This window comes from Serratia fonticola (assembly GCF_001006005.1).
GTDB lineage: Bacteria > Pseudomonadota > Gammaproteobacteria > Enterobacterales > Enterobacteriaceae > Chania > Chania fonticola.
In genome coordinates this window covers 2107549-2133969 of the sequence record NZ_CP011254.1, presented here as the reverse complement: position 1 = coordinate 2133969, position 26421 = coordinate 2107549, and the positions used below count along the sequence as shown (strand labels likewise).

Below are 26421 nucleotides of genomic sequence, written 5' to 3'. Positions count from 1 at the left end.
GTTACGCCAATGCCTGTGCTAACAGGGTGATCGGATGTTCACAGCGCTTGCTGGTGGACATCTCGATCTGCCATTTGCAGGTTTCACAGTCGGTGATCACCATATCCACTCCGCTGGCTTCAATCTGGCGAAATAGCGAGGCACCAATGCCTTGCGAGGTTTCATAGTTTTCCGACTTGAAGCCGTAAGTTCCGGCGATACCGCAGCACTGCGAGTCCAGCACCACCAGTTCCAGCCCTGGGATCTGCCGCAATAGCTCCAGCGTATAGGCTGTCCAGCCCATTTTCTCCATATGACACGGCGTGTGGTAAGCCACCCGCAGCGGTGTCTGTTTGAGCGGCAAGGTGCGCCCTTGGCTGATCAGACGATAGAGATAACGCGTAGCCAGCTCAACTCGTTCACGTACCGCCGAGGTGTCCACGTCCAGCAAATGCGGATACTCATCACGCAGGGTGAAGGTGCAGCTCGACGAAGTGGCCACCACCGGTATGCCTTTGGTCAGGACCGCCTCATGCAGTGACTCCGCATTCACTTTGGCCTGCTTCTTCGCCTGCGCAATAAAGCCGTTGGCGATCAGCGGTACACCGCAGCATTTTTCACGTTTAAGCAGTTGCACACCGATATCCATGGCGTTAAACACCTTGATCAGGTCTTTGCCAAGTTGCGGGTGGTTGTAATTAACAAAGCAACCGTGGAAAAACGCCACCTGCTCGGCATAGCGCTGCTGCTGTTCCGCCTGCTGGCGATACCAACGGCGGAAGGTGCCAAACGAGTATTTCGGCAGCTCACGCCGATGGTCGATCTTCAGCGCCTTATCCAACAGCTTGCGCACCGGCTTCAGGCCGGTAGTGGCATTGACGATCGGCGCAAACGGCGTCGATAGGGTGCCCATGATGTCAGTATGGCTTAGGATGGCATCGCGCAGCGTCGGTTTACTTTGGCTGAAGTTGGCCCGGGCGCGTTGGATAATATCGCCGATTTTAACGTCGGAAGGGCAAGCCACCTCACAGCGCTTGCAGTTGGTACAATACTTCAACGCTTCATCATAGAGCGCCGGATCTTTCAGCCGCAGGCGTTCCCCATCTGGCCCGGCCTGTTTTGGCCCCGGATAGAGCGGGTTGGCCTTGGCGACCGGGCAATAGGTGGTGCAGACGGTACATTTGATGCAGCTCTCGAAGCTGTTGTCTGGTAACAGGCTCATGCTGAAACCTCCTGGGCCAGGATCTGTTGGGCTACGTGCAGTGCACCGAGCAGCGAAACCCCGGCACCACATCCCTGCTGCAACGGATCGTAACCGCCAACCACGGCACCGATAGCATACAGATTGGTCATCGCCTCCCCCTGTTTTAACGCCCGCAGCGCGGTATCGGTCTGAACCCCAAATTGCAGGTACGGCTGCGGAGCAAACAGATTGGCATCGCTCCAGTCGGCACGTTCGGTTTTGCTGTACACGTCGAGGCCAAATACCGGCTCACGAATACCGTCAAAAGCGGCCACCAGGCCGTTGCTGAAGAAGCTGCCGCTGGCCAGTATCACCTGCTGTGCCCGCAGCGGAATATCGGTGTGATTGCGGGTATACAGACCGGTGACGCGCTGCCCGTCGAAGCTGGCACGCAACACGCTATCCCCCGGCATAAATATCCCACCCAGCTGCTGCAAGCGCTGGCGCAATGCCTGATGCAGCCGCATGCCGAGCACGGAAGGTGGCAGCGTGGGTAACAGATAAACAGGCTTACCGACCAACCGGCGCAACGTCATCAACGGTTCATCATCCTCTAGCCCCAGGCAGGCTGGCAGCAAGATGGCCTCTGCCTCACCTGCCTGGCGTGTGATCTCTTCCGCCAGCAGGGCCAGATGTTCTGGCAGATCCAGTACGCGGGCGATATTCACCGCGCGGAACTCGCTGGGATTATTACGTAAGCGATCCAACACTGGCAGATGCAAAAATGCCACCTCAGCCTTGAGACCCTGCTCTTGCATCAATGAGCTGGCCGCCATCTGCGGTTGGAAATCCAGAAAACCTTCAATCCCAAGCACGGCGATATTCTGCCACGGCAGCTTGCCGTCCAAGGGAGAAACAGGGATCGCCTGGGGGCTGAGCCAGGTGGCACGGCGGGTCCCAAGCGGGGTCACGCGTAGATGGTTTTGGCTGCTATCACCCTGCATCTGCCACCCGCAACGCTGTAGCAATTGCTCGGCTTGCGTTGCCAGCGCGGCCACCTGTGCGGCCCCCATCAGGCTATACGGATGCTGTGGAGCCTGTTGCGCCAGTTCGGACAAGGCAGACAGAGGCGACGCCACCGGAGAACCATCGGGCAGATGGGCCAGCAGATCGAGCGAGCCGGAAGAAAAATAGAGCGCGCTTTGGCCGGAACTGACCACCGCGCAGCGTTTGCCATGCTCGGCTAAACGGATAGCACAGCTCAACCCGGCCAAGCCACCACCAATCACCACCGCATCAAATTGCATCATCCGCCTCCTGCTTAGGGTCGCCTTGCGCATCTAACCCACATAACCCTTGATATACCCAACTGGTGAATTCGCTCTCCCGCAGGGCATCGCCCCAGGCGATAGGCCGCACGCCTTTCCAGCGTTCATTGAGGAAATGGGACAGTTGGGTGATGGATTGCTGCGGCGTCACCACGTTAAACCGCGTCAACAAGCCTGCGGCACGGCAGGCACACAGCTCACCCTGGCAGGTCCCCATCCCAACGCGGGTGCGGCGGCGCAGATCGACCAGATTGTTGACGGTCAGAGAATCCACTGCATAACGCACCTCACCGGCAGTCACCGCTTCACACTCACACACCAGGCTGTTGTCCAGCCGGTTGCCAGAAGGGACCAGGCTGGCGCGATCGCCGTGGCGATACACCGCCGAACCCCGGATGCTGGCAGGTAGTGAAACCACGCTGCGCACCGTTTCTTCGGCGCTCTGACGGGAACCGGGCAACGCCGCTTCCGCCGTGGTGCAAGGGCTGTCGATGCCCAGTTTGGCGCAGACCAGATCGGTGGCCCATTCGGCCATCAGCCGGTAAGTCATCAGCTTGCCGCCGGTAATGGTGATAAAGCCCTCCAACCCATCGCGTGCCGCATGGTCGAGCAGCACGATGCCGCGGCTGACGTTGCGCCCAGAAGGGTCGTCGTCGCTGGCGACCAGTGGCCGCACGCCCGCATAGGCACGCAGAATGCGCGTTTGCGCCAGTTTCGGGGCCAACAGCGTGCCTTCGCGGATTAATATATCCACTTCCTGTGGCGTCACGACCATGTTGTCGATCTGGTCGTAATCGATGTGGGTAGAGGTGGTGCCAATCAGCGAGATGGTATCGCCAGGCACCAGAATGTCGGCATCCGCTGGTTTGCGGCAGCGGTTAATCACCATGTTATTGATGCGATGACCCAGGATCAGCAACGCCCCTTTAGCAGGGAACATACGGATGCGCAGATCGGCATACTCAGCAATTTGCTGGCCCCAGATCCCGGCGGCATTGACCACCACCTGAGCATGAATATCGTACTGCTGTGCGGCCTTGTGATCGAAAACGCGCACGCCCGTCACGCGATCGCCAGTACGTAACAAACCGGTAACCTGATGATAGGTCAGGATTTGTGCGCCATGTTCACGCGCGTCAAGCATGTTGGCCGCCGTTAAACGGAAAGGATCGACGGTGCCATCCGGCACCCGCACCGCGCCGATCAGGGCGGGGTTAGCCGCAGGCTCCAGGCGTAATGCCAGCGCGGGGTCAATGGCTTCGGCCTCAATGCCAGCGCTGCGACAAGCGGTAATAAACTGCTGCTGAAAGGCTAACGAGTCCTGAGGCAAGGTAATGAACAGGCCGTCGGTACGTTCGATGCAATGGTGGGCAATACGCTTGAGGATGCGGTTTTCTTCAATACATTCGCGTGCCGATTCGCCGTCGGTGACCGAATAGCGCGCTCCGCTGTGCAACAACCCGTGGTTGCGGCCAGTAGCGCCAGTGGCGATGTCATGCCTTTCCAGTAAAACGCAACGCAGACCGCGCCGCGCGCAGTCACGGGCAATCCCCGCGCCGGTAGCGCCGCCGCCAATGATGATCACGTCCGTTTCGGTGATTGGTGAGTTGTTGCTCATCACGCCCCCTGAGCCTGTAGTTATGGATTTATTTAGCCACAGTTAGTAGGGTTTTTGTTTGATAAGGAACAATAACGAACAGAAAACGAAAATAATATGGCCATAAAAAGCCATGAATGTGACCAATATCACGTATTTGTGCTATTTAGTCATTCCAAAATGTTAACCGATCACTCAAAATTCGCCACAGTTTCATAAAAGTGTAACAAATGCGCCATCCATCACGGTGTGACCGGGGGGTTTTCTCTAGCATTGCGCTCGTTATGGAACATTTAACAACACTTCAGGTATCCGCAAGCTCATCTTCAGGACAGCCGTTTCCTGTTGAGGCAATAAACAGATAAAGCCATCGGAGGCGCTCATGTTGAGTATTTTTAAGCCAGCCGCACACATTTCTCGTGTGCCAGTCGACAAGGTAGACCCGCTCTACCGTAAGCTGCGCTGGCAGATTTTTATGGGGATCTTTTTCGGTTACGCCGCCTACTATCTGGTGCGTAAAAACTTCACCCTGGCGATGCCGTATCTGATCGATCAGGGCTTCAGCCGTGGTGACCTGGGCTTTGCGCTGTCAGGGATTTCCATCGCCTACGGTTTCTCCAAGTTCATCATGGGCTCGGTTTCTGACCGTTCCAACCCGCGTGTATTCCTACCCGCTGGCCTGATCCTGGCCGCTGCCGTCATGCTGTTTATGGGCTTTGTGCCTTGGGCTACCTCCAGCATTGCCGTGATGTTCGTGCTGCTGTTCCTGTGTGGTTGGTTCCAGGGTATGGGTTGGCCGCCTTGTGGCCGTACCATGGTGCACTGGTGGTCACAGAAAGAACGTGGCGGTATCGTTTCGGTATGGAACTGTGCGCACAACGTCGGTGGTGGCCTGCCTCCACTGCTGTTCCTGCTGGGTATGGCCTGGTTTAACGACTGGCATGCGGCGCTGTATATGCCTGCCTTCGGTGCGATCCTGGTGGCCCTGATCGCCTTCGCCTTGATGCGTGACACCCCGCAATCTGTTGGTCTGCCACCGATTGAAGAATACAAAAACGACTATCCGGATGATTACAGCGAAGAAGCAGAAGAAGAACTGACAGCCAAGCAGATCTTCATGCAGTACGTGCTGCCAAACAAACTGCTGTGGTACATCGCGATCGCCAACGTGTTCGTGTATCTGCTGCGCTACGGCATCCTGGACTGGTCACCAACCTACCTGAAAGAAGTGAAACACTTCGCGCTGGATAAGTCCTCCTGGGCCTACTTCCTGTACGAATACGCCGGTATCCCAGGCACCCTGCTGTGCGGCTGGATGTCGGACAAGGTGTTTAAAGGCAACCGTGGTGCCACCGGGGTGTTCTTCATGGTTCTGGTGACCATCGCCACCATCGTTTACTGGCTGAACCCGGTGGGTAACCCTGGCATCGATATGGCCTGTATGATCACCATCGGCTTCCTGATCTATGGCCCAGTCATGCTGATCGGCCTGCACGCGCTGGAACTGGCACCGAAGAAAGCGGCAGGTACCGCTGCAGGCTTTACCGGCCTGTTCGGTTACCTGGGCGGTTCGGTCGCAGCCAGCGCCATCGTCGGCTATACCGTTGACTACTTCGGTTGGGACGGCGGCTTTATGGTGATGATCGGCGGCAGCATCGGTGCGGTGATCCTGCTGGTGCTGACCATGATCAGCGAGAAGAAACACCACGCAGAAATCGCGGCCAAACGCGGTTAAAAGCTAAGCGGGCGCAGCATGCAGCGCCCCTACCTACCCTTTCTCGTCAATCTAAGGCCGCGCTGCGGCCTTTTTCTTACCTCTACAACATGGAGCAACACAGAATGCGGACTCAAACCAAAGCCCTGCTGACAGGGATCATTCTTGCCACTTCAATGCTTAGTGCCGCACAGGCTGCGGATAAAGTGGTTATCGCACACCGCGGTGCCAGCGGCTACCTGCCGGAGCATACGTTACCGGCCAAGGCGATGGCCTACGCGCAAGGGGCCGACTTCCTTGAGCAAGATCTGGTGATGACCAAAGATAACGAGCTGGTGGTGTTGCACGACCACTATCTGGATCGCGTCACCGACGTTGCCGAACGTTTCCCGGACCGGGCGCGTAAAGATGGCCGCTACTACGCCATCGACTTTACGCTGCCTGAGATCAAATCGCTGAAGTTCACCGAAGGCTTTGATATCAAAGACGGTAAGCAGGTGCAAAGCTACCTTGGCCGCTTCCCGATGGGCAAATCCGACTTCCGCGTCCACACCTTCCAGGAAGAGATCGAGTTCGTGCAAGGTCTCAATCATTCAACCGGCAAGAACATCGGCCTCTACCCGGAAATCAAGGCCCCCTGGTTCCATCAGCAGGAAGGAAAAGACATCTCCACCAAGGTGCTGGAAGTCCTCAAGCAATACGGCTACACCAGCAAGAGCGACAACGTCTACCTGCAGTGTTTTGATGCCAACGAGCTGAAACGCATCAAGGATCAGCTGGAACCCAAGATGGGGATGGATCTGAAGCTGGTGCAGTTGATTGCCTACACCGATTGGAACGAAACCTACGAGCAGAAGGCCGACGGCAAGTGGGTCAACTATGACTACGACTGGATGTTCAAACCGGGCGCGATGAAAAAGATCGCACAGTATGCCGACGGCATCGGACCGGACTATCACATGCTGATCGTCGAAGAGAAGTCCAAACCGAACCAGATCGTGTTGACCGATATGGTCAAAGACGCTCATGCCAGCAATATGGCGGTGCACCCTTACACCATCCGTGCCGATAAGCTGCCGAAATACGTCACCGACGTGAACCAGCTGTTCGACGCGATTTACAATCAGGCTGGCGTTGACGGCGTGTTTACCGACTTCCCGGACAAGGGCGTCCAGTTCCTGCAAAAGCAGGGGCAGCATAAGTAACAACTCCCCACTCCCCTCCGGGATTGCCCGGCGGGGATCAGAACCAGACCAGCTGTAACAGTAAAGCACTCACATAAATGCCGATGCCAAACGAGGCATGAGCGATCAAACTACGCTGGCGTGCAATATTAGGCTGCGGCGTTCTCGCGGCCGCGAAACCAAAGCCGAAACTGGGCTGCATCAGGAAAAATGGCGCGACTACGCTGATAACCCCCATCGCCAAAGCGGGCAGGAAGGTTGGTTGTTCTAGCCAAGCTGGCCCCATGATGATGAGAAATAACCAGGTAAAAACGATACCGATTATGTAATGCGCCCCCCACCCCATCAAGGCTTCACCTTTGACCGGTAATGCCTGCACAATGGTGTGGTGAACCCACTTCCCCCTTGGCATATGCCCGATCCAGCGCCCAACTAGCCGATAGTTGAGTGAAGGGATATTGAACAGGCGTTTCTGCCCTATTGCCCAGAGATCCATGACCAGGGTCGCAGCGATCCCAATTACGGTAGCGTGTAATAGCATATCCATCAAGCGGCCCTTTTGTGCTGGCTAGCATCAGTCAGTTTTGATATTCTAATATTCAATTAATAAATTGAATGATGATTTAACGAGGACCGCATGTCAACACTCAGTGATGATAGCCAACGCCTGGTGTTTAACGAGTTTGCCGAAATCACCCGCTCACTGGGCAATGTGCATCGCCTGATGCTGCTTGAACATATCGCCCAAGGGGAAAGGCCGGTGGAAAGGCTGGCCGAACTGGCCGGGCTGACGATTGCCAACGCCTCCCAACATCTGCAACACCTCAAACGCGCCGGTTTTGTGCAATCACGCCGGGAAGGAAAGCACGTATACTACCGTTTGGGGAATGGGCCTGTGCAACCTCTGCTGGCCGCTATCCGCCAGTTTATGGAGTTCCGCCATAATGAGATCGGCAGCTTTGTCGCCGACACCCTCAACCAGCGCGAGCGTCTGGAATCCATTTCCCGCACCGAGTTACTGCGCCGACTGCATGAAGGTGATGTCACGCTGCTGGATGTGCGGCCAGCGGAAGAGTTCGCCTCGGGCCATCTGCCCAACGCCATTAACATCCCGGTGGAAGAGTTGGCAAGCCGACTGCCTGAGTTACTCAAACAGCAAGAGGTAGTGGCCTATTGCCGCGGGCCTTACTGTGCGCTGTCTGTTAATGCCATGAAGACGTTACGCGCCAACGGATTTACCGCTCGCTGTCTGGAAGATGGTTTTCCGGAATGGAAAGCAGCCGGATTGGAAGTGCAAAACGACGGATAGGGTTTTGATTTGCCACACGGGCAATAATGAGCCTCCTCCTTGCCTATTACCCGTGGTGATGAAAGGATACGGCCGTCGGCGATTGATAAGGAGAAGAGATCGTGGAACGTTCAGTGTTACTGCATCATATCAAGACATCTTGTTATGCCCTTTCCGCCATAGAGTGCGCAGCGCAGCCGGTGAAGACTGCGCCCCAATCAGTTAAATCGAGTACATTTTACGCAGGTAATGAGGCACCGCGTCGTCAACGTTGGAGCCAATCACTTCCAGCTCCGGCAGCTTGTCTTTCAGACGCTGCTGGGCATCCTGCATGATGCAGCCTTTCCCCGCCATCGACAGCATTTCCAGATCGTTCATGCCGTCGCCAAAGGCGATGCACTCTTTGAGCGAATAGCCGATGATCTTGGCTACTTCTTCCAAAGCATGGCCTTTCGAGACGCCACCGGCCATCACTTCCAGGCAGGTTGGGAACGAGAAGCTGACGTTGACCCGATCGCCCCAGCGCGCATTGATGGCATCTTCCAACGGCAGCAGTTTTTCATGATCGTCGCAGGTGAAATACACCTTGCACACGCCATCGGTTTCCAGCAAGCCCGGCTCAAACAGCTCATATTTAAAGATCGATTCCTGGAAAAACTCTTCCTGCTCCGGACTTTCACGGTTCATGAACCAGTCGTCGTTACGGTAGACGTTGGTCAGGATATCCTGGTTATCGTGCATCATGTTGTACAGATCGCGGGCGATATCCTCATCCAGGTTGTGGCTGAAGATCAGCTCACCGGCGGTGTTATGTACCCGCGCACCGTTGGAGGTGATCATAAAAGCACTGATGCCGAGATTATCGCGGATCTGGGAAACGTCGATATGGTGGCGGCCGGTAGCGAAAACAAAGTGCACGCCCTGCTGCGTCAGCAGCTGCAGCGTTTCTTTGGCGTACGGTGTCAGGGTGTGCTCAGGGGACAGCAGAGTGCCATCTAAATCGGAAGCAACGACGTGATACATAGCGATATGTTCTAACCTCTAGTGGAATTTTCGGCGGCAGCAGTACCGCCTAAGTGCTGAGCAAAGAAACGCAGGATTGCGTTCAGTGCCTCGGCGCGCATCGCGTCCCGTTCGAACAGGATCTCATGGCGAGCGCCTTTGATAACCCACGGTTTTCCCCCTTCACAAGGGTGCCCCGCGTCTGACAGTGCCTGACAAAAAGCGCGCTGGGAACGGTTGTCTACCACCCGATCCTCACCGGCCTGCAATAATAAAATCGGCGTAGTGATGTTAGCAGCCTGGGCAATGATCTGCTGCCCGGCCTGAATACTTTCTTTGACCCAGTGATAGGTTGGCCCACCTACCCGCAGCTCGGGATGATCGGCGTAATAACGCAGGTTGCGGCGATAACGCTCGCGGCTGTGGGTCAGCGTATTGACCACATAGGGCAATGGCCGCCACTGCCCGGTACCAACCGCATAATAGTCACGCAGCCCTGGGCGCTTTTCCGTCCAATTCAAAATACCGTTGGCCATCCAGCCCGGCATCGGCAGATAAATGCCCAACATCGGCGCGCAGAGTGCTACGGCGGCAAACGACTGTGGCTCACGTGCCAAAAACTGCGCCAGTATCGCGCCCCCCATCGAGTGCGCCAGCGCGACGTGCTGCCGGTAACCCAAGGGTTTGACCTGCTGATGGTAAAACTGGGCGAAATCGTCCACGTAGTCGGCAAAGTTTACCACATGCCCCCGGTGAGTATCTGCCAGCATCCGCCCGGACAGCCCCTGACCACGATGATCGATGATCATCACGTCATAGCCGCTGTGAAACAGATCGTACGCCACTTCCGGGTACTTGATATAGCTTTCGATGCGCCCGGGGCTGATCACTACCACCCGCTGGTGCAGCGGAGAAGTAAAGCGTACAAAGCGGATGGGTACGCCCCCGACGCCGGTGAACTCCCCTTCCTCACGTCGCCGCCAAAAATCCAGCAGTGGCCCGGTCGCGAAGGCAGAGAACTGCTTTTCACGGTTTAACCATTCAGCTGGATCAAAGGTGATTGACGACATGGCCTACCTTTTAACGGGATGTTCAGAGAGGTAAATGTGATCTCTAGCACGGGAAATAATACTAGCGTATTGTGGCATATATTAGTGCATTCAGGGAGCATTACGATGACCTTAGACTGGTGGTTAACCTATCTGCTGACAACCCTTATCCTCAGTCTTTCCCCCGGTTCCGGTGCCATCAACACCATGAGTACCGGCATCAGCCACGGCTATCGCGGAGCGGCAGCGTCGATTGCGGGTCTGCAAGTTGGCCTGAGCATCCATATCGTGCTGGTGGGTATTGGCCTCGGCGCGGTGGTTTCCCAGTCGCTGCTGGCCTTTGAACTACTGAAATGGTTTGGTGCGGCCTATCTGGTGTGGCTGGGTATCCAGCAGTGGCGCGCCGCAGGCGCGTTGGATCTGCACACTCTGGCAGGCACCATGCCACGCCGCCGCCTGTTTCGCCGCGCCGTCCTGGTAAATCTGACCAACCCCAAGAGCATCGTGTTTCTGGCAGCTCTGTTCCCGCAGTTCATCATGCCCAACCAGCCCCAGGCCGAGCAGTATGTCATTCTCGGCGTCACCACGGTGGTGATCGATATCCTGGTGATGATTGGTTACGCCACGCTGGCCACGCGCATTGCCGGTTGGTTAAAGACCCCGCGCCAAATGCAGCTGCTGAACCGGATTTTTGGCTCGCTGTTTATTCTGGTGGCGGGATTACTGGCAACGGCAAGAAAGGCATGAGAATGTGATTCTAGGCGTTATTGTCGCAGGCAGTTTGGACACGGCCAGCGCACAGGACCCGCAGCGTACGTTGAAGTACGTGAGGAGTCCGAGCACTGCCCGGGTTCAAAATGGCAAGTAAAATAGCCTAGCGGGTAAAAATCAGGTGCAGACCAAAACCGGTGAATAACACCCCGGCCAAGCCGTCGATCCATTTCGCCATCCGCTGATAGCCCCGGCGCATGGCGGGTAACGCGAAGATGATCGCCACCAGGGTAAACCAGATAAAGGTTTCACCCGTGATCAAAGCAAACAATCCCCAGCGCGCTCCGGCACCTACATCCTCGCCGACAAACAGCGAGAACACGCTACCAAAGTAGATAACGGCCTTGGGATTGGAAAGGTTGGTGAGCAAGCCACGGATAAAGCTGCGGCCCGGCTTGGGTAACGCCACCTTCACCTCTGCTGCCGGAGCAGTTTGCGCATTCTGGCTACGGGCGGAGCGCAGCAGTTGCCAGCCCATCCAGCACAGATACAGGCCACCGCCCACCATGATAATCTGGTGCAGCCAGGCCATCTTTTGCAGGATCAGGTTCAACCCCAGCAGCGCCACACCGGCCCAGACCATTACGCCAAGGGAGATCCCCACCACGCCCATCATCGCCTCGCGACGGGAGCGGCTGGCTGCGGTTTGCGAGACAAAAAAGAAGTCCGGCCCTGGGCTCATCAGCGCAATCAAATGCACCATCGCCACCGTTAAAAACAACATCAGCATGAGTGATTATCCTTATTCGTCGTCACCGTCGAGGTGAGCGCGGATCATCGCCATAAATGGCGCACCAAAACGTTCCAGCTTACGCTGCCCCACCCCGTTGACGCTCAACAACTCGCTGGCTCTGATCGGCATCTGTTCGGCCATCTCCAGCAGGGTTGCGTCGTTGAACACCACGTACGGTGGGATGTTCTCTTCGTCGGCAATCGATTTACGCAGCTTGCGCAGTTTGGCAAACAGCTTGCGATCGTAATTGCCGCCGTAGGATTTCTGGTTGGCGCTGCTACGTACCTTGAAGCTCTGAATACGCGGCACCGCCAGCTGTAACACTACTTCACCACGCAGCACCGGGCGCGCGGCTTCAGTCAGTTGCAATGCCGAATGCATCGCTATGTTCTGGGTGATAAAGCCCAGATGGATCAGTTGGCGCAGCACGCTGGTCCAGTGTTCGGTGGTCTGATCGCGGCCAATGCCGTACACCGGCAGCTTTTCATGACCAAACTCGCGGATACGCTGGTTATTGGAGCCGCGCAGCACCTCCACCACATAGCCAATGCCGAAACGTTGCCCAACGCGGCCAATCGCCGACAGTGCCTTGCGGGCATCCTCCAGGCCGTCATAACGCTTGGGCGGGTCAAGGCAGATATCGCAGTTGCCACAGGCCTGCTGCTTACCTTCACCGAAGTAGTTCAGCAGCACCAGGCGGCGGCAGGTTTGCGCTTCGGCAAATGCCCCCATGGCGTTGAGCTTATGGCGTTCGATATCCAACTGCTGCCCCGCCGGTTTCTCTTCCAGGCAGCGGCGTAACCAGGCCATATCAGCCGGGTCATAGAGCAAGATCGCTTCCGCTGGCAGGCCATCACGCCCTGCTCGGCCAGTCTCCTGATAATAGGACTCTATGTTGCGCGGAATATCGAAGTGCACCACAAAACGCACGTTGGGTTTGTTGATGCCCATGCCGAAGGCCACGGTAGCTACCACCACTTGCAAATCATCACGCTGGAAAGCCTCCTGCACCTGAGAGCGGCGTTCGTTATCCAGTCCGGCGTGATAAGCCCCAACGCTCAGCCCACGGCTTTGCAGACGTGCGGTGGTGTCTTCGACCTTGGCGCGGCTGTTGCAGTAAATAATGCCGCTTTTGCCGCGCTGATCCTGCACGAAGCGCCAAAGTTGGTCGAGCGGCTTAAACTTCTCCACCAGCGTGTAGCGGATATTGGGGCGGTCGAAGCTGCTGATCTGGATCAGCGGCTCGTCTAGCGCCAACAGGCGAACGATATCCCCCCGCGTGGCTTCATCAGCGGTGGCCGTCAATGCCACTACCGGCATGGTCGGGAAACGTTGCTTCAACTGGCCCAGGGCGCGGTATTCCGGGCGGAAATCGTGGCCCCACTGGGAAATACAGTGTGCCTCATCCACCGCCAGCATCACCGGCGGACAGTGATCCAACAGTTCGAGGAAGCTGTCCATCATCAGCCGTTCGGGGGCGATATACAGCATCTTGATCTGGCCGCTGCGACAGCCCGCCATCACCTCCAACTGCTGCTCGCGCGTTTGCGTCGAGTTATAGCAGGCGGCGGAAACGCCATAGGCCAAGAGCTGATCGACCTGATCTTTCATCAAGGAAATCAGTGGGGATACCACCAGCGTCAGTCCATCCATCACCAGCGCCGGGATTTGATAGCACAGCGATTTACCCCCGCCGGTCGGCATCACCACCAGGCAATCCTGGCCGCCGATAATTGCGTTGATAATCGTTTGTTGACCCGGACGGAACTGCTGGTAGCCGAAGGTATCGCGTAATACCTGCTCTGCCAGCAACTCTCTGTTTATCACTGCTGCGGTTGACACACACTTCCCCATTTATCGCTATCACGGTGCCTGACTGACACCGTTATTACCTAAACTACATAATGTCGTTAAGCATGACACCAACACCCAGCCGTGTCTGCTTGAAGTTGTAATCAATCATCGATTCGCCATAGCCGCTGAACACCTGGGTATAGAAACGCACATGGCTGGTAATTGGGTAGCTCCAGCCCACCTGCGCGCCGCCATAACCGCTATTCCAGTTGTATTGGCCTTCGGCACTGAACACGCTTTCCCCCAAGGCATAGCCCACCGTCAGACGGTAATAACCCATATACTTGGTGATATCCGGGTTATCGTCGTTGCTGTCGCTTTCCGAGAAGCGGAACCAGGGTTTGACCTCGACCTGCCAGTCGCCGTTCTGCGCCATCAGGCGTGCATAACCACGGTTCCAGCTGCGTGAGGTAGGATCTTCACGGCCGTTGGACTCATGATTCAGACCCACTTCGATATCACGCAGCGTCCAGCCGGCAAACTTATACGCCGTCGCCCAGCCGACAAAAATTTGCGGTTCGTAGTTGGTTTCACGGAACGGTGAGGATTCATCATGGTTGGAGAGCTGCCACCAGGACCGTTGGGTATAAGATGCCCCCAAGACCGAGTTCTCACCGGCAATACCACGCCAGATCGGGAAGGCCAGGCTGAGCTGGAACTTTACCTCATCCTTGCGGGCATTTTCCGCCCAGCTATAGGATTTGATCGCTTCTTTGTTCAGATCGCTGGTATCGGTATAGATCAGGTAGTTCGTTTCATAAGGATACAGAGTGAACGGATTATCATAGTGTTGCAGCATGTTGCCGATGATGCTGCCACGAACCGCCGGTTTATTCAGATTCTTTTGCTCGGTGGCCTCATTGGCCTGCACCACTACTGGCGCAAACAGCATCGCCATCACAATCCCAGACAGAACGCGCATAATTTTGTTCACTCTCGAAAGATAAGGAAAAACCCGGAAATAAAAGCAGGCTATTTTACACACATTGCTGGTTTTACCGCACTAGTGAATACATTTATCTGCCAGGCCTGGAAAGCAACAAAAGATAAGCATAAAATCCACAAGTCATTAACCTGGACTGACCAGTACATCGGCTGGCCGAACTCAAATGAAGAAAGGAACTATGTCACACACAACTTTGACCCTCGAGGCCGCCCGCCAGAAGATTGGCGAAATCTTCGTCTATCACATGCCATTTAACCGTGAATTGGGGCTGGAGCTACGCCGCTTTGAGGACGACTACGTTGAATTGAGCTTTACCAATCAACCTAAGCTGGTGGGTAATGCCGCCCAAAAAATCCTGCATGGCGGCGTGATCGCTTCCGTACTGGATGTTGCCGCCGGGCTAGCGTGCGTGGGCAGCGTGCTGATGCGTCAGGACCCGCTGATCGAAGAAGAGCTGGCATCCCGTTTATCGCGCATGGGGACAATCGATCTGCGCGTCGACTATCTGCGCCCAGGCCGCGGCGAGCATTTTGTTGCTTCCGCCAGCGTACTACGCAGCGGTAATAAAGTGGCGGTAGCTCGCGTTGAGCTGCACAACCACGATGGCTTACACATCGCCAGCGCCACCGCCACCTACCTGGTGGGCTAAGGGTGCCAGCCGGTTGTGATCCCTAAACCACACAATTGTGGGACACGGCCGGTTATCTTCAGTAAAATCACCGCATCTCCTTTTCCCACCCGGTAACCGTCATGGACGCACAACAAACGCGGCAGGGCATTTTCTTTGCTCTGGCCGCCTATTTTATTTGGGGTATCGCCCCCGCCTATTTCAAGCTGATCCAACAAGTCCCTGCCGATGAAATCCTCACCCACCGGGTGATCTGGTCGTTCTTCTTTATGCTGGGGCTGGTGTCATTGGGCCGCAACTGGCCGCAGGTGCGGGCCGCCTGTAAAAACCGCAAGCGGCTACTGCTGCTGGCCGTCACCGCGCTGTTGGTGGGAGGGAACTGGCTGCTGTTTATCTGGGCGGTGAATAACCACCATATGCTGGAGGCCAGCCTGGGCTATTTCATCAATCCGCTGGTGAACGTGCTGCTGGGGATGCTGTTCCTGGGCGAGCGTTTCCGCCGTATGCAATGGGTGGCCGTAGCCTTGGCCTTTACCGGGGTGTTGGTGCAGCTGTGGCAGTTTGGTTCGCTGCCGATCATCGGGCTTGGCCTGGCTTTCAGCTTTGCCTTCTACGGCCTGTTGCGCAAGAAGATTGCCATTGATGCACAAACCGGCATGTTGATCGAAACCCTGTGGCTGCTGCCGGTGGCCGCCATCTACCTGTTCCTGATTGCCGATAGCCCAACCAGCCATCTGAGCGCCAACCCCTGGTCGCTAAATTTACTGCTGGTTGCCGCCGGGGTGGTCACCACGGTTCCACTGCTGTTCTTTACCGCAGCGGCCACCCGCCTGCGCCTGTCAACGCTCGGGTTCTTCCAATACCTCGGGCCAACGTTGATGTTCCTGCTGGCAGTCACCTTCTACGGTGAGACCATCGGCCAGGATAAGCTGGTGACCTTTGGCTTTATCTGGGCGGCGTTGGTGTTGTTCCTGTTGGATGCCTTATACCAGCAACGAAAGCTACGTTGATTGCACTGGCTGGGCGTGGTTAGAGATGAATCTGGCCATCGCCGGGCCGGTCAGCAAAATAGTAAACAGCCGCAGCGTCTGCATCGCCATCACAAAGGTCATATCGACCCGGCTGCCTGCGGCGATGATCGCCACGGTATCCAATCCGCCGGGGCTGGTGGCCAGATAGGCCGTCAGCAGATCGACCGGCAGGAACTGGGTCAACATCCACCCCAGCCCGCCGCAAAACAGCATCAGCGCAACAATCGATACCACCATCTGCGGCAAGGTGCGCAACGCCAGCAGGAAGATGGCCCGGGTAAAACGCAGCCCGACGCTCCAGCCAATCAACGTGTAGGCCAACGCCAGCAGCCATTCGGGCACCTGTAACGCCATGGTGCCAGTGGAATGTAATGCTGCCCCCGCGATCATTGGCAACATCAGCGCACCGGAAGGAATGCGCAGACGCGGTCCTAACCAGGAGCCGATAACGGCCACGCCCAAGGTGCCAGCAAAGCGCCAGTCGAGGGCGGGGAACCACTCCAGAGCGGCGCTCCCATGCCCAGCTTCATCTCCCAGACCGATACGCGCCACGACCGCTGCCGCCGTCGCGACAAACAGCACGCGCAGATACTGCATAAACGCTACCAGCCGCACATCTGCACCGAAATCTCCCGCCATCGCTACCATCGCCGATGCGCCGCCAGGGGAAGATCCCCAGGCACCGGTAGGGCCGGGCAGACCACTGAAACGCACCAGGCACCAGCCGGAAACGCCGCTCGCCAACAGCGTCGCGATCAGCACCAACAGCACCAGCGGCCAGTCATCCAACAAGGGGGTAAGAATATTGGGCGAAAGGCTCTGGGCGATCATGCAGCCCAGGATCGCCTGTGCCGCAATAAATAAGGGGCCAGGAATGCGCACCGAAGCGCCAAGCAGCCCCATCGCGACGCCGACAATCATCGGCCCCAGCAGCAAGGCGGCAGGAACATGAAAGGCCTGTAGACTAAACCCCAACACTAGCGAAGCCAGCAGCAGGATCAGCCATTGAATGACGCGCGGGAACTTCTCCATTGAGACGCATGCCTTACGAGCCGATAAGCAGTGGGGATATTCTACCCCGGTTTAACGGGCGGAGAAGGGATCATTGAAGATAAAATGGGGCGGTGGTGTAGACCACCACCCGAAGCGTACGAGAGCCGGATTTAAAGCCAGTTCTTGCGTTTGAAGTAGAGATAAGGGGCCAGCCCCGCCACGATCATCAGTGCAATCGCTCCCGGGTAGCCGAACGACCAACGCAGCTCAGGCATAAACTCAAAGTTCATCCCGTAGCTTGAGGCCACCAGCGTCGGCGGCAGGAACACTACCGAGACCACCGAGAAGATCTTGATGATGCGGTTCTGTTCGATGTTGATAAAGCCCATCGCCGCCTGCATCAGGAAGTTGACCTTCTGGAACAGCGATTCGTTATGCGGCAGCAGGGATTCGATATCGCGCAGCACTTCTCGCGCCTGTTCCAACTGGCTGGTTGGCAAACGCGCCTTGCGCACCAGGAAATTCAGCGCGCGTTGGGTATCCATCAGACACAGGCGCACCTTCCAGCCGATATCTTCCAGCTCGGCCAGCGTGGACAGCGCTTCATCATATTCGTCGCCCTGGTGCCCTTCCATAATCACCCGGCTGAGCTTTTCCAGATCGCTGTAGACGTTTTCAATCTCGTCGGCCAACTGCTCAATTTTGGTTTCAAACAGATCCAGCAGCAGCTCGTAGGCGTTGCCGTCCACCATTCTGATACTGCGCGCACGCATCCGGTAAAGCCGGAAAGCGGGCAGTTCGCGTTCACGCAGGGTATACAGGCGGCCATCGCGGATGGTGAATGCCACGGTAGAGTTGCCCGCGTGATCTTCGGCGTCTTCGTAGTAGAAAAAGGAGTGGATATGCAGGCCGTCATCGTCTTCGAAGAAACGGGCCGAGGCTTCGATATCATCCAGTTCGGGGCGTGTCGCCAGGCTTTGGCCCAACTCATTTTGCACGCGCTCGCGTTCGCCCTCCTCCGGCTCGACCAGGTCAACCCACAGCGACGAGGTCAAATCATCTGAATCATCCAACTCCAGACGGGATAAGCGGCTGTTATCTAATTTAAAAGCGCTTAGCATGTGCCAAAACTCCCTAATGGTAACGGGGTAGACAACGCATTGAAGCACAGAAAGCGAGGGAAGTATGCAATACCGGCTCGTTCCAGACCATGAAGAGATCTGACTCGGAGCGACGCTGGGGAGGGTCGCCGACAACCACGAAGGGTATCAGCGCAATGGGATAGCCTTAGAAGTTGTACCTGGTGTCCAGGTCTGTGAGCCAGTATCTACTGGGTGTGTCCAAGGCGTGTGTCCTCATTGATATTCGTGCGCGCATGTTACGCCGAGAAGAAAAAGCCTGTCAACCGGTTAGGGTGGATAATCGCGCAACAATCCAGCACGCTCGCGGCTGGTTTGTAACACTCCCGCAACCTTGACCACGCCTGATGGAAAACCGCGTCGCGATCTCTGACCGCAGCCACGAATCTTGCTAAGATTAGCGCACAGAAATATTGCGGATTAACGACATGAAACAGATTACCGCCCACGACTTGACGACCATGAGCGAACAGGCAGCGACACTGCCACGCCTGCGTGCCCACCGTACCTTACATGAAGAGTTGAGCGATCCGGTGCAACGCCTGGCAATTGCCATGGAACCTGGCACCTATATTCGCCCACACCGCCACCCGCAGACCTGGGAGTTACTCACTCCGCTGCGTGGCCGTTTCGTGGTGCTGCAGTTCAATGACGAAGGCGTGGTCACCCAACGCACCCTGCTAGGCGAAGAAACCAAGGTGCTGGAGATGCCGGCGTTTACCTGGCATGCCGTGCTGTCTGTCGATCCGGGTGGCGTGGTGTTTGAAGTGAAGCAGGGGCCTTATCAGGCGCTCGGCGAAGAAGACTGTATGCATTGGGCTCCACCAGAAGGTGGCGAGGGGATCGAAGCGGTGATGCGCTGGTATGCCACTGCCAAAGTGGGCGATCGTTTCGCACACTGACCCCCTCACCCTAACCCTCTCCCCAAAAAGGAGAGGGAGCTAGTACGGCGCCGTAATTCCGCTACCGTGTGCAGGTAAGTTTCGGCAATTGATAGCTAACTCGATCGGTCCCCTAGCCCTTTGGGAGAGATACCGTCTTGTCGGCTATCCGGCAAGCGGTATTTCCGCATTAAATGTCTTTCCTGATTTCACCACACCATAGGCCAGTTGCAGCAGTTTTCGCATCGCCGCACACACTCTCTCTTTGCCCGATTTCCCACGCAACTTCAGCCTTTCTGTTAAGTCTTTAACCACAACATTGTATTGGCTTGCCACCACCGCGGGCATGTATAACGCGCTTCGTAGCTCACCGTGTCCCACTTTCGATAACCGGCTTTTCCCTTTAAACATCCCCGACTCACATCGCTGTGGATTCAGTCCTGCGTACGCTACCAGGGCCTTGCTGCTGGTGAACCGACGCAGGTTTCCTGCGAAGGCCAGCAGGCTGGAGCTCAGCATCTCTCCCACTCCAGGGATACTTTTTAGCAACTCGCTGTCCCGTTTCAGGTCAGGGTTATCATCGATGTGCTGACTGATTTTCTTCTTCGTTTCTCGTATCAGTTCATCCAACGTGGCGATGTGCTCATTGAGTGAAGGGACGATGACTGCTTCGGCCACCTCCAGGCGATTTTCTTCCATCTGACGCATCTCTTCCAGGTTCTTAAGATGCCTGACCAACGCGGTCAACTGGCGTTCGCTCAACGGGGCTGGGAACCACGGGTCAGGCTGATGCAGTGCGCAGTAGCGGGCTATCATCGCTGCATCGCTTTTGTCCGTTTTGTTCCGGGCCAGTTCTGTATTGCCGAAGGAATGGATACACGCCGGGTTCATCAGACTGACGTGGTAGTTGTTGTCTGCCAGATAAGTGGCCAGTTCCGTACTGTAGCTCCCGGTGGCTTCCATACAGACATGACAGTCGCCAAAGCGGCTCAACCAGGCTGCGAACTCGCGGCATCCAGAAGGGGTATTGGCAAACTTTTTGGTTTTATACTTCTGATTGTCCAGCAGTACGGCGACATCAAATTTGTGTTTGGCGATATCAACGCCGACAGGGGTTCTACGCATTATGGCACTCCATAACCATGTCTGAAATTTATCGCCGGACCATCCTTATATGTGGGTGCTCATAGGCACAGGATACCGTTCGGTCTAGAAGGCGACAGGGAAATAGACAGCCGGGGCACAATCTCTCCCACGGGCTCATAGGCACTAGGGTTAGGGGGAGCTCACCGGCTATCTCCCGATGATCAGTCGGGGATCTTCTCCGCTAAGGCGGAGAAGATCAAGACATAAGGGTTAGGGTGAGGGAGATAGCGACGCTATTTTCACCTGTAAGAGCCCCGTTATACCGTTTCCAGCTTGGCGTAGGCTGCTACCAGCCACTTGATACCTTCACCCTGAAACGCGATCTGCAACCGGCTGTGCTCCCCACTGCCTTCCAGGTTGACGATGGTGCCCTCGCCAAACTTGGCATGGCGCACGCGCTGCCCAAGCTTGTAACCAGTGTCGCTTTCACTGATCGGCGTCCCCATCCGGCGGTGGCTTACCGAGCGGGAGACGCTGGCCCGCAGGCGCACCTCTTCCACACAGTCTTCCGGGATCTCACCGATAAAGCGTGATGGCCGGTGATACACCTCTTTGCCATACAGGCGGCGGGTTTCCGCATAGGTCAGCGTCAATTTTTGCATTGCACGGGTCAGGCCAACATAGGCCAGACGGCGCTCCTCTTCCAGGCGGCCACCTTCGTCCAGCGACATCTGGCTTGGGAACATACCCTCTTCCATACCGACGATAAACACCTGGCGGAACTCCAACCCTTTGGCCGAGTGCAGGGTCATCAGCTGCACCGCGTCCTGATAGGCATCTGCCTGCCCTTCCCCCGCTTCCAACGCGGCATGGGACAGGAAGGCCTGCAACGGCATCAGATCCTGATCTTCATCCTGGTAGCTGTATTGGCGCGTGGCCGTGACCAGTTCCTCAAGGTTTTCGATACGCGCCTGGCCCTTCTCGCCCTTTTCCTGCTCATACATGATAAACAGCCCGGAATCGCGGATCACCCGGTCGGTTTGCACATGCAACGGCATTTCGGCGGTTTCGTGGGCCAGTGAGTCCACCAGCTCCAGAAAACGCTGCAGGGAGGACGCTGCACGGCCCGCCAGCACCTTATCTTGCAGCAGCGCACGGGTAGCCTGCCACAGCGTCAGTTGACGGTCTCGTGCCGCCTGGCGCACTACGTCGAGGGTGCGATCGCCAATGCCGCGCGTTGGGGTATTCACGACACGCTCAAAGGCCGCATCATCGTTACGGTTGGCGATCAGTCGCAGATAGGCCAGAGCATCCTTGATCTCCTGGCGTTCGAAGAAGCGCATGCCGCCGTAAATGCGGTATGGCATGGCAGTTTGCAACAAGGCCTCTTCCAGCACGCGCGATTGGGCGTTGCTGCGATACAGGATGGCGCAGTCGTTCAGCGCGCCGCCGTTGTCCTGCCAGGCCTTGATGCGGTTAACCACAAAGCGGGCTTCATCCAGCTCGTTGAACGCACAGTAAATCGAGATCGGCTCGCCTTCGGCCCCTTCGGTCCACAGGTTTTTGCCCATGCGCCCGTCGTTATTGGCGATCAGGGTGTTGGCGGCCTTCAGGATGGTGCTGGTCGAGCGATAGTTCTGCTCCAGACGCACCGTTTCTGCACCGGGGAAATCCTTCAGGAAACGCTGGATGTTTTCCACCTGCGCACCACGCCAGCCGTAGATCGACTGGTCATCATCCCCCACGATCATCACGTTGGCCTTGCCCCCGGCCAGCATGTGGATCCAGGCGTACTGGATGCGGTTGGTGTCCTGGAATTCGTCCACCAGGATATTGGTGAAGCGCTCACGATAATGATTGAGGATATGCGGCTTGTTCAGCCACAGCTCATGGGCGCGCAACAGCAATTCGGCAAAATCGACCAGCCCTGCACGATCGCAAGCCTCCTGATAAGCCTGATAGATCCGCAGCCAGGTGGCTTCCACCGGGTTGCCATAGCTTTCGATATGCTGCGGGCGTAGGCCATCATCTTTCTTGCCGTTGATGTACCACATCGCCTGGCGCGGCGGCCATTGCTTCTCGTCAATGTTCAGCGCCCGCACGATGCGTTTCAGCAGGCGCAGTTGATCTTCACTATCCAGGATCTGGAAGTCCTGCGGCAGGTTGGCGTCCATATGATGAGCGCGCAGCAGGCGGTGCGCCAAGCCGTGGAAGGTGCCGATCCACATACCGCCCTGGCTGGTGCCAATCAGGTGTTCGATACGGTGGCGCATCTCTGCCGCCGCCTTGTTGGTGAAAGTCACCGCCATGATGGAGTACGGCGAGCAGTTCTCTACCGCCAGTAGCCAGGCAATGCGATGCACCAGCACCCGGGTCTTGCCGCTGCCTGCACCGGCCAGCACCAACAGGTTGCTGCGTGGCGCAGCCACGGCTTCACGTTGTTTATCATTCATGCTGTCGAGCAGGTCGGAAACGTCCATAGGCACCATTGATTGGTAAAGGGAAAACTCGCTTCCACGCGCTTTCCACTGGGAATTTATACAGAGTTCTGCTGGGATTATAACAATGCTGTCAGCGATGCCAACTGCGAAATCTCAATATGAGGTAGCAGGCGGCTGTCAGCTACCTGCATCAGGCTCCGCTGACGGTCGTTGATCCAGCAGGCCTGCAGGCCCGAACGCAGCGCCCCGGCAACGTCTGTGGTCAGGTCATCCCCGACGTGCAGGATTTGTTCTGGCGCCACGCCCAACCTTTCGACCGCCAGTTGATACATATCCTGATACGGCTTGGCGCGGCCATCTGGCCCGGAGCGCAGCACAAACTGGAAGTATTGCTCCAACCCGCACTGGGCCGGATCGGCATTGCCATTGGTGATCGCCACCAGCGGATAACGTTGCCCCAGCGCCCGCAAGGTAGCGTGAGTGGCTGCCGGCACATCGATCCGGCTACGCCACAGGGCAAAGTTCTGCATGGCGGCATCGGCACCGATGGACGCTTCAGCATCGCGCAGCCCCTGACGGCTCAACGCCAGGTGGACTGCCCGCCAGCGCCATTGGGTAACGTCGTGGTAAATCTCCGGATCCTGTTCACGCAATTCCTGCCGCAAACGGTGGAAGTCCGCCGACTGAAAATGGCTCAATCCCGGATGGTAGTTCTGCAAAAAGGCCACCGACTCATGCTCGGTCTGCTTGATCACCGGACGGTTGTCATACAGCGTATCGTCCAGATCGAAAGTCAGCGCGGCCAGTGGGCGTAACGGACGGTAAAAATGCATCAGGATTTCCCTCGTTTGGCGCGTGGATGCGCGGCATCGTACACGTTCGCCAGATGTTGAAAGTCGAGGTGGGTATAAATTTGCGTGGTGGTCAGGTTGGCGTGCCCCAGCAGCTCCTGCACCGCGCGCAGATCGCCGCTCGATTCCAGCATATGGGTGGCAAAGGAGTGGCGCAGCTTGTGCGGGTGGATATGGCTGTTGACGCCCTGCTTGACGCCCCACTCGGCAAAACGTTTTTGTACGTTGCGCGCCGAGATGCGCTTGCCTTGATTGGAGAGGAACATGGCATCATCCTGCGGCGCAAACAGATCGCGCAGCGCCAGCCAGTGTTCCAGCCAGGTGACCGCCGTACGGCCTATCGGCAATTTACGTTCTTTGCTGCCTTTCCCCAGCACCCAGATCTCACCGCCGCCCAGATCGACATGGCGGCAATCCAGCCCCACCAGTTCAGCCAGACGCAGCCCGGCCCCGTACATTACTTCCAGCATCGCACGATCGCGAACCGCCAGCGGATCGTTGAGATCGATGTTCAGCAGTTGGTTCATTTCATCGACGTCGATATTCTTCGGCAAATGACGGCCACTACGCGGTGTGCGAATGCCTTTGGCGGGGTTAGCGCTTATCACGCCCTGGCCGACCAGCCAGTCCAGAAAACTGCGCAATGCAGAGAGGCGCAGCGCCAGGCTGGAAGACTGTAACCCGGCGCGCTTACTGCGGGCTGCCAGCTGACGCACTCTGGCGGCATCCAGCATCGGCCATTCGCTGACGCCCAGCTCGCTTGCCATGGCGATCAACGCCTGCAGCTGGCGCGAATAGCTGATCTGAGTCAGTGGGCTGAGTTGCCGCTCCACCTTTAAATAACGCAGGAAAGCGTCCACCGGCGGTTGCAGGTTGGCCGCTACGCCGGTCATGCGCGTTCTATCCAGCGTTCCAACAGTTTTGGCAACATACGCGCCAATTGGCCGAGCATCACGGTGCCCATCCCCTGTTGATAATGTTGAGTATCGCGGCTGCTGAAGATCACCATGCCGAGATCGCCCTGCTCCCCCAGCAATGACAGCGCCACGGAGCCAACCTGTTTGGCCTGCGGCAGCAACAGCAGCAGCTCGGGGCCATTAAGGTTGCCGAGGTAGTGATAGCGATCGCCCAGGCGTTGAATTCGCAGCGGCTCAAACGCCGAGCGCGTCAGGCCAAGATGGGTGAAATCCGACGGCGCGCCAATATTCCAGCGATCGGCAAACAGGCGGATATTCGCCCCTGCCAGCCCAAACCCGCGCGCCCAACGCTGCAAGCGGTTGAGCATATCCTGCAGGCTGCTGGCGGTGGCCAGGTCGGCCTGTAGATGCAGCAGGCTGCCAAACAGCGATTCGTTGGCACTGGCCTGCTCCATCAGCAAGGTGATCTCTTCTTCCAACTGGATGATTTGGTTACGCTGACGCGCCAGATGCCACTCCACCAACGATACCGTGCCCCGCACCGGGTGAGGCACTCGCATCTGTTCCACCAGCCGTGCATTGCGCATAAAGAAGTCCGGATTCTGCATCAGAAATTGCATCACCGTGTCATCATCAAGCTCAACGCCCGTGGCTATCCGATCGTCAACCTGCTTCATAAGTGAATAAATCCGTCATAAACATGGGTGGCCGGGCCGGTCATAAATAACGGCTCCCCTGGCCCTTTCCAGCGGATATGCAGGCTACCGCCGGGCAGTTCAACATGCACCTCTTCCGCCAGCAGTTCTTGCTGAATGCCCACCGCCACGGCGGCGCAGGCACCACTGCCACAGGCCTGCGTTTCACCGGCACCGCGCTCATAAACCCGCAGTTTGATGTGCTCACGGCTCACCACCTGCATAAAGCCGATGTTGGCGCGTTCCGGGAAGCGATCGTGCCCTTCCAGTACCGGACCCAGCAGCTCCACCTTGGCGGTTTTCACGTCGTCCACCTGCAACACACAGTGTGGGTTACCCATCGAGACCACACCGCACAGCACCGTATGTTCCGCCGCGCGCATAATGTAGGTTTTTTCCGCTTTGGTGGCGCGAAACGGCACGATCTGCGGATCGAAATTCGGTTCACCCATATTGACGCACACCAGGTCATCATCGGTGACGCTCAGGATCATGCGCCCGGTCTGGGTGCTGACGCGGATATCACGTTTGTTGGTCAAGCCTTTCAAGCGCACAAAGCGGGCAAAACAGCGGGCGCCGTTGCCGCACTGGGCCACTTCACTACCGTCAGCATTGAAAATGCGGTAATGGAAATCGAGTTCGGGATCGTACGGCGGTTCTACCACCAGCATCTGGTCAAAACCCACGCCCAAATGCCGGTCGGCCAGGCGGCGGATCAGCTCAGGTGAAAAATAGACGTTCTGTGTAACGGCATCGACCACCATAAAGTCGTTGCCTAAACCGTGCATTTTGGAGAACTGCATATCATACTCCGCTATCTGGACGACGTACCGTCTGATATTTATGGTGGCATCAACCACCATAAAGGCTCATTACTGATTGCTCATCGACGGTTGCTGCTGAGTGCCAGCGGGTTCTTGTTGGTTCTTGCTAACGGTACCAGCACTGGTTACCGGTTGCTCTGCCGGTTTGTCCTTCGGTGGAAAATACAGCGGGCCCTTCAGGCCACAGCCAGAGAGCCCGACCAGCAAAACGGCCATCAGCGCATAGCGTAGTTGTTTTTTCATTTGCATTAATGCCTGTAATTCATGCGTCCAAGCTCACTATAATCGCAGGTGGATCATGAAAAGC

Annotated in this window: 26 protein-coding genes; 7 read left to right on the top strand and 19 right to left on the bottom strand. The window is 56.8% G+C overall.

Annotated features, from left to right (window positions below; genetic code table 11):
- Nucleotide 1: 1 nt before the first annotated feature.
- The 3 genes from glpC to glpA are packed head-to-tail and all read right to left on the bottom strand — an operon-like array spanning nt 2 to nt 4108.
- Complete coding sequence (gene glpC / locus WN53_RS09445; RefSeq protein ID WP_024484651.1) at nt 2-1201, bottom strand: anaerobic glycerol-3-phosphate dehydrogenase subunit GlpC; 1200 nt, start codon at nt 1199-1201, stop codon at nt 2-4.
- Nucleotides 1198-2469: a glycerol-3-phosphate dehydrogenase subunit GlpB gene (glpB, locus tag WN53_RS09440; RefSeq protein ID WP_024484652.1), complete on the bottom strand. Its 1272-nt coding sequence runs from the start codon at nt 2467-2469 to the stop codon at nt 1198-1200. Before glpB ends, glpC begins: the two co-directional genes overlap by 4 nt.
- Nucleotides 2459-4108, bottom strand: coding sequence for an anaerobic glycerol-3-phosphate dehydrogenase subunit A (gene glpA, locus WN53_RS09435; RefSeq protein WP_024484653.1), 1650 nt, complete (start codon nt 4106-4108; stop codon nt 2459-2461). Before glpA ends, glpB begins: the two co-directional genes overlap by 11 nt.
- A gap of 361 nt (nt 4109-4469) precedes the next feature.
- On the opposite strand from glpA, the gene glpT reads away from it, so the two are divergent.
- Nucleotides 4470-5822 (top strand): glycerol-3-phosphate transporter, encoded by a 1353-nt coding sequence (gene glpT / locus WN53_RS09430; protein ID WP_024484654.1) that lies wholly within the window; start codon nt 4470-4472, stop codon nt 5820-5822.
- Between the two features lie 104 nt (nt 5823-5926).
- The gene (glpQ, locus tag WN53_RS09425; RefSeq protein WP_024484655.1) at nt 5927-7006 is read left to right on the top strand and encodes a glycerophosphodiester phosphodiesterase; all 1080 of its coding nucleotides are present in this window, start codon (nt 5927-5929) and stop codon (nt 7004-7006) included.
- Nucleotides 7007-7043: 37 nt separating this feature from the next.
- On the opposite strand, the gene WN53_RS09420 is transcribed toward glpQ, so the two are convergent.
- Nucleotides 7044-7532: a DUF2938 domain-containing protein gene (locus WN53_RS09420; protein WP_024484656.1), complete on the bottom strand. Its 489-nt coding sequence runs from the start codon at nt 7530-7532 to the stop codon at nt 7044-7046.
- A gap of 90 nt (nt 7533-7622) precedes the next feature.
- On the opposite strand from WN53_RS09420, the gene WN53_RS09415 reads away from it, so the two are divergent.
- Nucleotides 7623-8294, top strand: coding sequence for an ArsR/SmtB family transcription factor (locus tag WN53_RS09415; RefSeq protein WP_024484657.1), 672 nt, complete (start codon nt 7623-7625; stop codon nt 8292-8294).
- A 201-nt stretch (nt 8295-8495) separates the two neighbouring features.
- Here WN53_RS09415 and yigL read toward each other — a convergent pair whose 3' ends face one another.
- A complete protein-coding gene (gene yigL, locus WN53_RS09410) occupies nt 8496-9296 on the bottom strand; it encodes a sugar/pyridoxal phosphate phosphatase YigL (protein ID WP_024484658.1) in 801 nt (266 codons plus the stop codon).
- Between the two features lie 11 nt (nt 9297-9307).
- Nucleotides 9308-10345, bottom strand: a complete 1038-nt coding sequence (gene pldB / locus WN53_RS09405) for a lysophospholipase L2 (RefSeq protein ID WP_024484659.1) — start codon at nt 10343-10345, stop codon at nt 9308-9310.
- Nucleotides 10346-10450: 105 nt separating this feature from the next.
- Here pldB and rhtB point away from each other — a divergent pair, with 105 nt between their 5' ends.
- A complete protein-coding gene (gene rhtB, locus WN53_RS09400; protein ID WP_021181524.1) occupies nt 10451-11071 on the top strand; it encodes a homoserine/homoserine lactone efflux protein in 621 nt (206 codons plus the stop codon).
- 127 nt (nt 11072-11198) lie between these two features.
- Here the strand turns inward: rhtB and rhtC are convergent, their stop codons facing one another.
- Genes rhtC through pldA form a run of 3 tightly spaced genes read right to left on the bottom strand, consistent with a single transcriptional unit; the run spans nt 11199 to nt 14604 of the window.
- Complete coding sequence (rhtC, locus tag WN53_RS09395) at nt 11199-11825, bottom strand: threonine export protein RhtC (protein ID WP_021181525.1); 627 nt, start codon at nt 11823-11825, stop codon at nt 11199-11201.
- 12 nt (nt 11826-11837) lie between these two features.
- Nucleotides 11838-13670, bottom strand: coding sequence for an ATP-dependent DNA helicase RecQ (gene recQ / locus WN53_RS09390; RefSeq protein ID WP_024484660.1), 1833 nt, complete (start codon nt 13668-13670; stop codon nt 11838-11840).
- A gap of 55 nt (nt 13671-13725) precedes the next feature.
- On the bottom strand, nt 13726-14604 hold the full coding sequence (gene pldA, locus WN53_RS09385) for a phospholipase A (protein ID WP_024484661.1): 879 nt from the start codon (nt 14602-14604) through the stop codon (nt 13726-13728).
- Between the two features lie 202 nt (nt 14605-14806).
- On the opposite strand from pldA, the gene WN53_RS09380 reads away from it, so the two are divergent.
- Together WN53_RS09380 and rarD are read left to right on the top strand one after the other, a co-directional pair.
- Entirely contained in the window at nt 14807-15277 is a 471-nt protein-coding gene (locus WN53_RS09380; RefSeq protein WP_021807770.1) for a thioesterase family protein, read from the top strand.
- A 101-nt stretch (nt 15278-15378) separates the two neighbouring features.
- Nucleotides 15379-16266: an EamA family transporter RarD gene (rarD, locus tag WN53_RS09375; protein ID WP_021807769.1), complete on the top strand. Its 888-nt coding sequence runs from the start codon at nt 15379-15381 to the stop codon at nt 16264-16266.
- Here rarD and WN53_RS09370 read toward each other — a convergent pair.
- From WN53_RS09370 to ysgD, 3 genes are all read right to left on the bottom strand, one after another.
- Complete coding sequence (locus WN53_RS09370; protein WP_024484662.1) at nt 16258-17319, bottom strand: AbrB family transcriptional regulator; 1062 nt, start codon at nt 17317-17319, stop codon at nt 16258-16260. The genes rarD and WN53_RS09370 overlap by 9 nt on opposite strands.
- Before the next feature lie 131 nt (nt 17320-17450).
- Nucleotides 17451-18401, bottom strand: a complete 951-nt coding sequence (gene corA / locus WN53_RS09365) for a magnesium/cobalt transporter CorA (protein ID WP_024484663.1) — start codon at nt 18399-18401, stop codon at nt 17451-17453.
- A gap of 166 nt (nt 18402-18567) precedes the next feature.
- Entirely contained in the window at nt 18568-18639 is a 72-nt protein-coding gene (gene ysgD / locus WN53_RS29135; protein ID WP_363136375.1) for a YsgD/CorL family protein, read from the bottom strand.
- Nucleotides 18640-18847: 208 nt separating this feature from the next.
- Between ysgD and WN53_RS09360 the strand changes: the two genes are divergently transcribed.
- Nucleotides 18848-19321, top strand: coding sequence for a WbuC family cupin fold metalloprotein (locus tag WN53_RS09360; RefSeq protein WP_024484664.1), 474 nt, complete (start codon nt 18848-18850; stop codon nt 19319-19321).
- Nucleotides 19322-19465: 144 nt separating this feature from the next.
- On the opposite strand, the gene WN53_RS09355 is transcribed toward WN53_RS09360, so the two are convergent.
- From WN53_RS09355 to lptM, 7 genes are all read right to left on the bottom strand, one after another.
- On the bottom strand, nt 19466-20425 hold the full coding sequence (locus WN53_RS09355; protein ID WP_046807998.1) for an IS110 family RNA-guided transposase: 960 nt from the start codon (nt 20423-20425) through the stop codon (nt 19466-19468).
- Nucleotides 20426-20703: 278 nt separating this feature from the next.
- Nucleotides 20704-22866, bottom strand: coding sequence for a DNA helicase II (gene uvrD / locus WN53_RS09350; protein ID WP_024484164.1), 2163 nt, complete (start codon nt 22864-22866; stop codon nt 20704-20706).
- Nucleotides 22867-22943: 77 nt separating this feature from the next.
- Nucleotides 22944-23660 carry a 5-amino-6-(5-phospho-D-ribitylamino)uracil phosphatase YigB gene (yigB, locus tag WN53_RS09345; RefSeq protein ID WP_024484165.1) on the bottom strand — a complete coding sequence of 239 codons (717 nt, stop codon included), beginning with the start codon at nt 23658-23660 and terminating at the stop codon, nt 22944-22946.
- A complete protein-coding gene (gene xerC / locus WN53_RS09340) occupies nt 23660-24571 on the bottom strand; it encodes a tyrosine recombinase XerC (RefSeq protein ID WP_021181535.1) in 912 nt (303 codons plus the stop codon). The genes yigB and xerC overlap by 1 nt, the downstream gene beginning before the upstream one ends.
- A complete protein-coding gene (locus WN53_RS09335) occupies nt 24568-25272 on the bottom strand; it encodes a DUF484 domain-containing protein (protein WP_024484166.1) in 705 nt (234 codons plus the stop codon). Before WN53_RS09335 ends, xerC begins: the two co-directional genes overlap by 4 nt.
- Nucleotides 25269-26093, bottom strand: a complete 825-nt coding sequence (gene dapF / locus WN53_RS09330; RefSeq protein WP_021181537.1) for a diaminopimelate epimerase — start codon at nt 26091-26093, stop codon at nt 25269-25271. Before dapF ends, WN53_RS09335 begins: the two co-directional genes overlap by 4 nt.
- Before the next feature lie 69 nt (nt 26094-26162).
- Nucleotides 26163-26357 (bottom strand): LPS translocon maturation chaperone LptM, encoded by a 195-nt coding sequence (lptM, locus tag WN53_RS09325; RefSeq protein ID WP_284122743.1) that lies wholly within the window; start codon nt 26355-26357, stop codon nt 26163-26165.
- Nucleotides 26358-26421 lie beyond the last annotated feature (64 nt).

Bases quoted from the DNA above. Each gene is read 5' to 3' on its own strand.
- glpC (WP_024484651.1), bottom strand. From the start codon at position 1,201: ATGAGCCTGTTACCAGACAACAGCTTCGAGAGCTGCATCAAATGTACC.
- glpB (WP_024484652.1), bottom strand. From the start codon at position 2,469: ATGCAATTTGATGCGGTGGTGATTGGTGGTGGCTTGGCCGGGTTGAGC.
- glpA (WP_024484653.1), bottom strand. From the start codon at position 4,108: ATGAGCAACAACTCACCAATCACCGAAACGGACGTGATCATCATTGGC.
- glpT (WP_024484654.1), top strand. From the start codon at position 4,470: ATGTTGAGTATTTTTAAGCCAGCCGCACACATTTCTCGTGTGCCAGTC.
- glpQ (WP_024484655.1), top strand. From the start codon at position 5,927: ATGCGGACTCAAACCAAAGCCCTGCTGACAGGGATCATTCTTGCCACT.
- WN53_RS09420 (WP_024484656.1), bottom strand. From the start codon at position 7,532: ATGGATATGCTATTACACGCTACCGTAATTGGGATCGCTGCGACCCTG.
- WN53_RS09415 (WP_024484657.1), top strand. From the start codon at position 7,623: ATGTCAACACTCAGTGATGATAGCCAACGCCTGGTGTTTAACGAGTTT.
- yigL (WP_024484658.1), bottom strand. From the start codon at position 9,296: ATGTATCACGTCGTTGCTTCCGATTTAGATGGCACTCTGCTGTCCCCT.
- pldB (WP_024484659.1), bottom strand. From the start codon at position 10,345: ATGTCGTCAATCACCTTTGATCCAGCTGAATGGTTAAACCGTGAAAAG.
- rhtB (WP_021181524.1), top strand. From the start codon at position 10,451: ATGACCTTAGACTGGTGGTTAACCTATCTGCTGACAACCCTTATCCTC.
- rhtC (WP_021181525.1), bottom strand. From the start codon at position 11,825: ATGCTGATGTTGTTTTTAACGGTGGCGATGGTGCATTTGATTGCGCTG.
- pldA (WP_024484661.1), bottom strand. From the start codon at position 14,604: ATGCGCGTTCTGTCTGGGATTGTGATGGCGATGCTGTTTGCGCCAGTA.
- WN53_RS09380 (WP_021807770.1), top strand. From the start codon at position 14,807: ATGTCACACACAACTTTGACCCTCGAGGCCGCCCGCCAGAAGATTGGC.
- rarD (WP_021807769.1), top strand. From the start codon at position 15,379: ATGGACGCACAACAAACGCGGCAGGGCATTTTCTTTGCTCTGGCCGCC.
- WN53_RS09370 (WP_024484662.1), bottom strand. From the start codon at position 17,319: ATGGAGAAGTTCCCGCGCGTCATTCAATGGCTGATCCTGCTGCTGGCT.
- corA (WP_024484663.1), bottom strand. From the start codon at position 18,401: ATGCTAAGCGCTTTTAAATTAGATAACAGCCGCTTATCCCGTCTGGAG.
- WN53_RS09360 (WP_024484664.1), top strand. From the start codon at position 18,848: ATGAAACAGATTACCGCCCACGACTTGACGACCATGAGCGAACAGGCA.
- WN53_RS09355 (WP_046807998.1), bottom strand. From the start codon at position 20,425: ATGCGTAGAACCCCTGTCGGCGTTGATATCGCCAAACACAAATTTGAT.
- uvrD (WP_024484164.1), bottom strand. From the start codon at position 22,866: ATGGACGTTTCCGACCTGCTCGACAGCATGAATGATAAACAACGTGAA.
- yigB (WP_024484165.1), bottom strand. From the start codon at position 23,660: ATGCATTTTTACCGTCCGTTACGCCCACTGGCCGCGCTGACTTTCGAT.
- xerC (WP_021181535.1), bottom strand. From the start codon at position 24,571: ATGACCGGCGTAGCGGCCAACCTGCAACCGCCGGTGGACGCTTTCCTG.
- WN53_RS09335 (WP_024484166.1), bottom strand. From the start codon at position 25,272: ATGAAGCAGGTTGACGATCGGATAGCCACGGGCGTTGAGCTTGATGAT.
- dapF (WP_021181537.1), bottom strand. From the start codon at position 26,093: ATGCAGTTCTCCAAAATGCACGGTTTAGGCAACGACTTTATGGTGGTC.
- lptM (WP_284122743.1), bottom strand. From the start codon at position 26,357: ATGAAAAAACAACTACGCTATGCGCTGATGGCCGTTTTGCTGGTCGGG.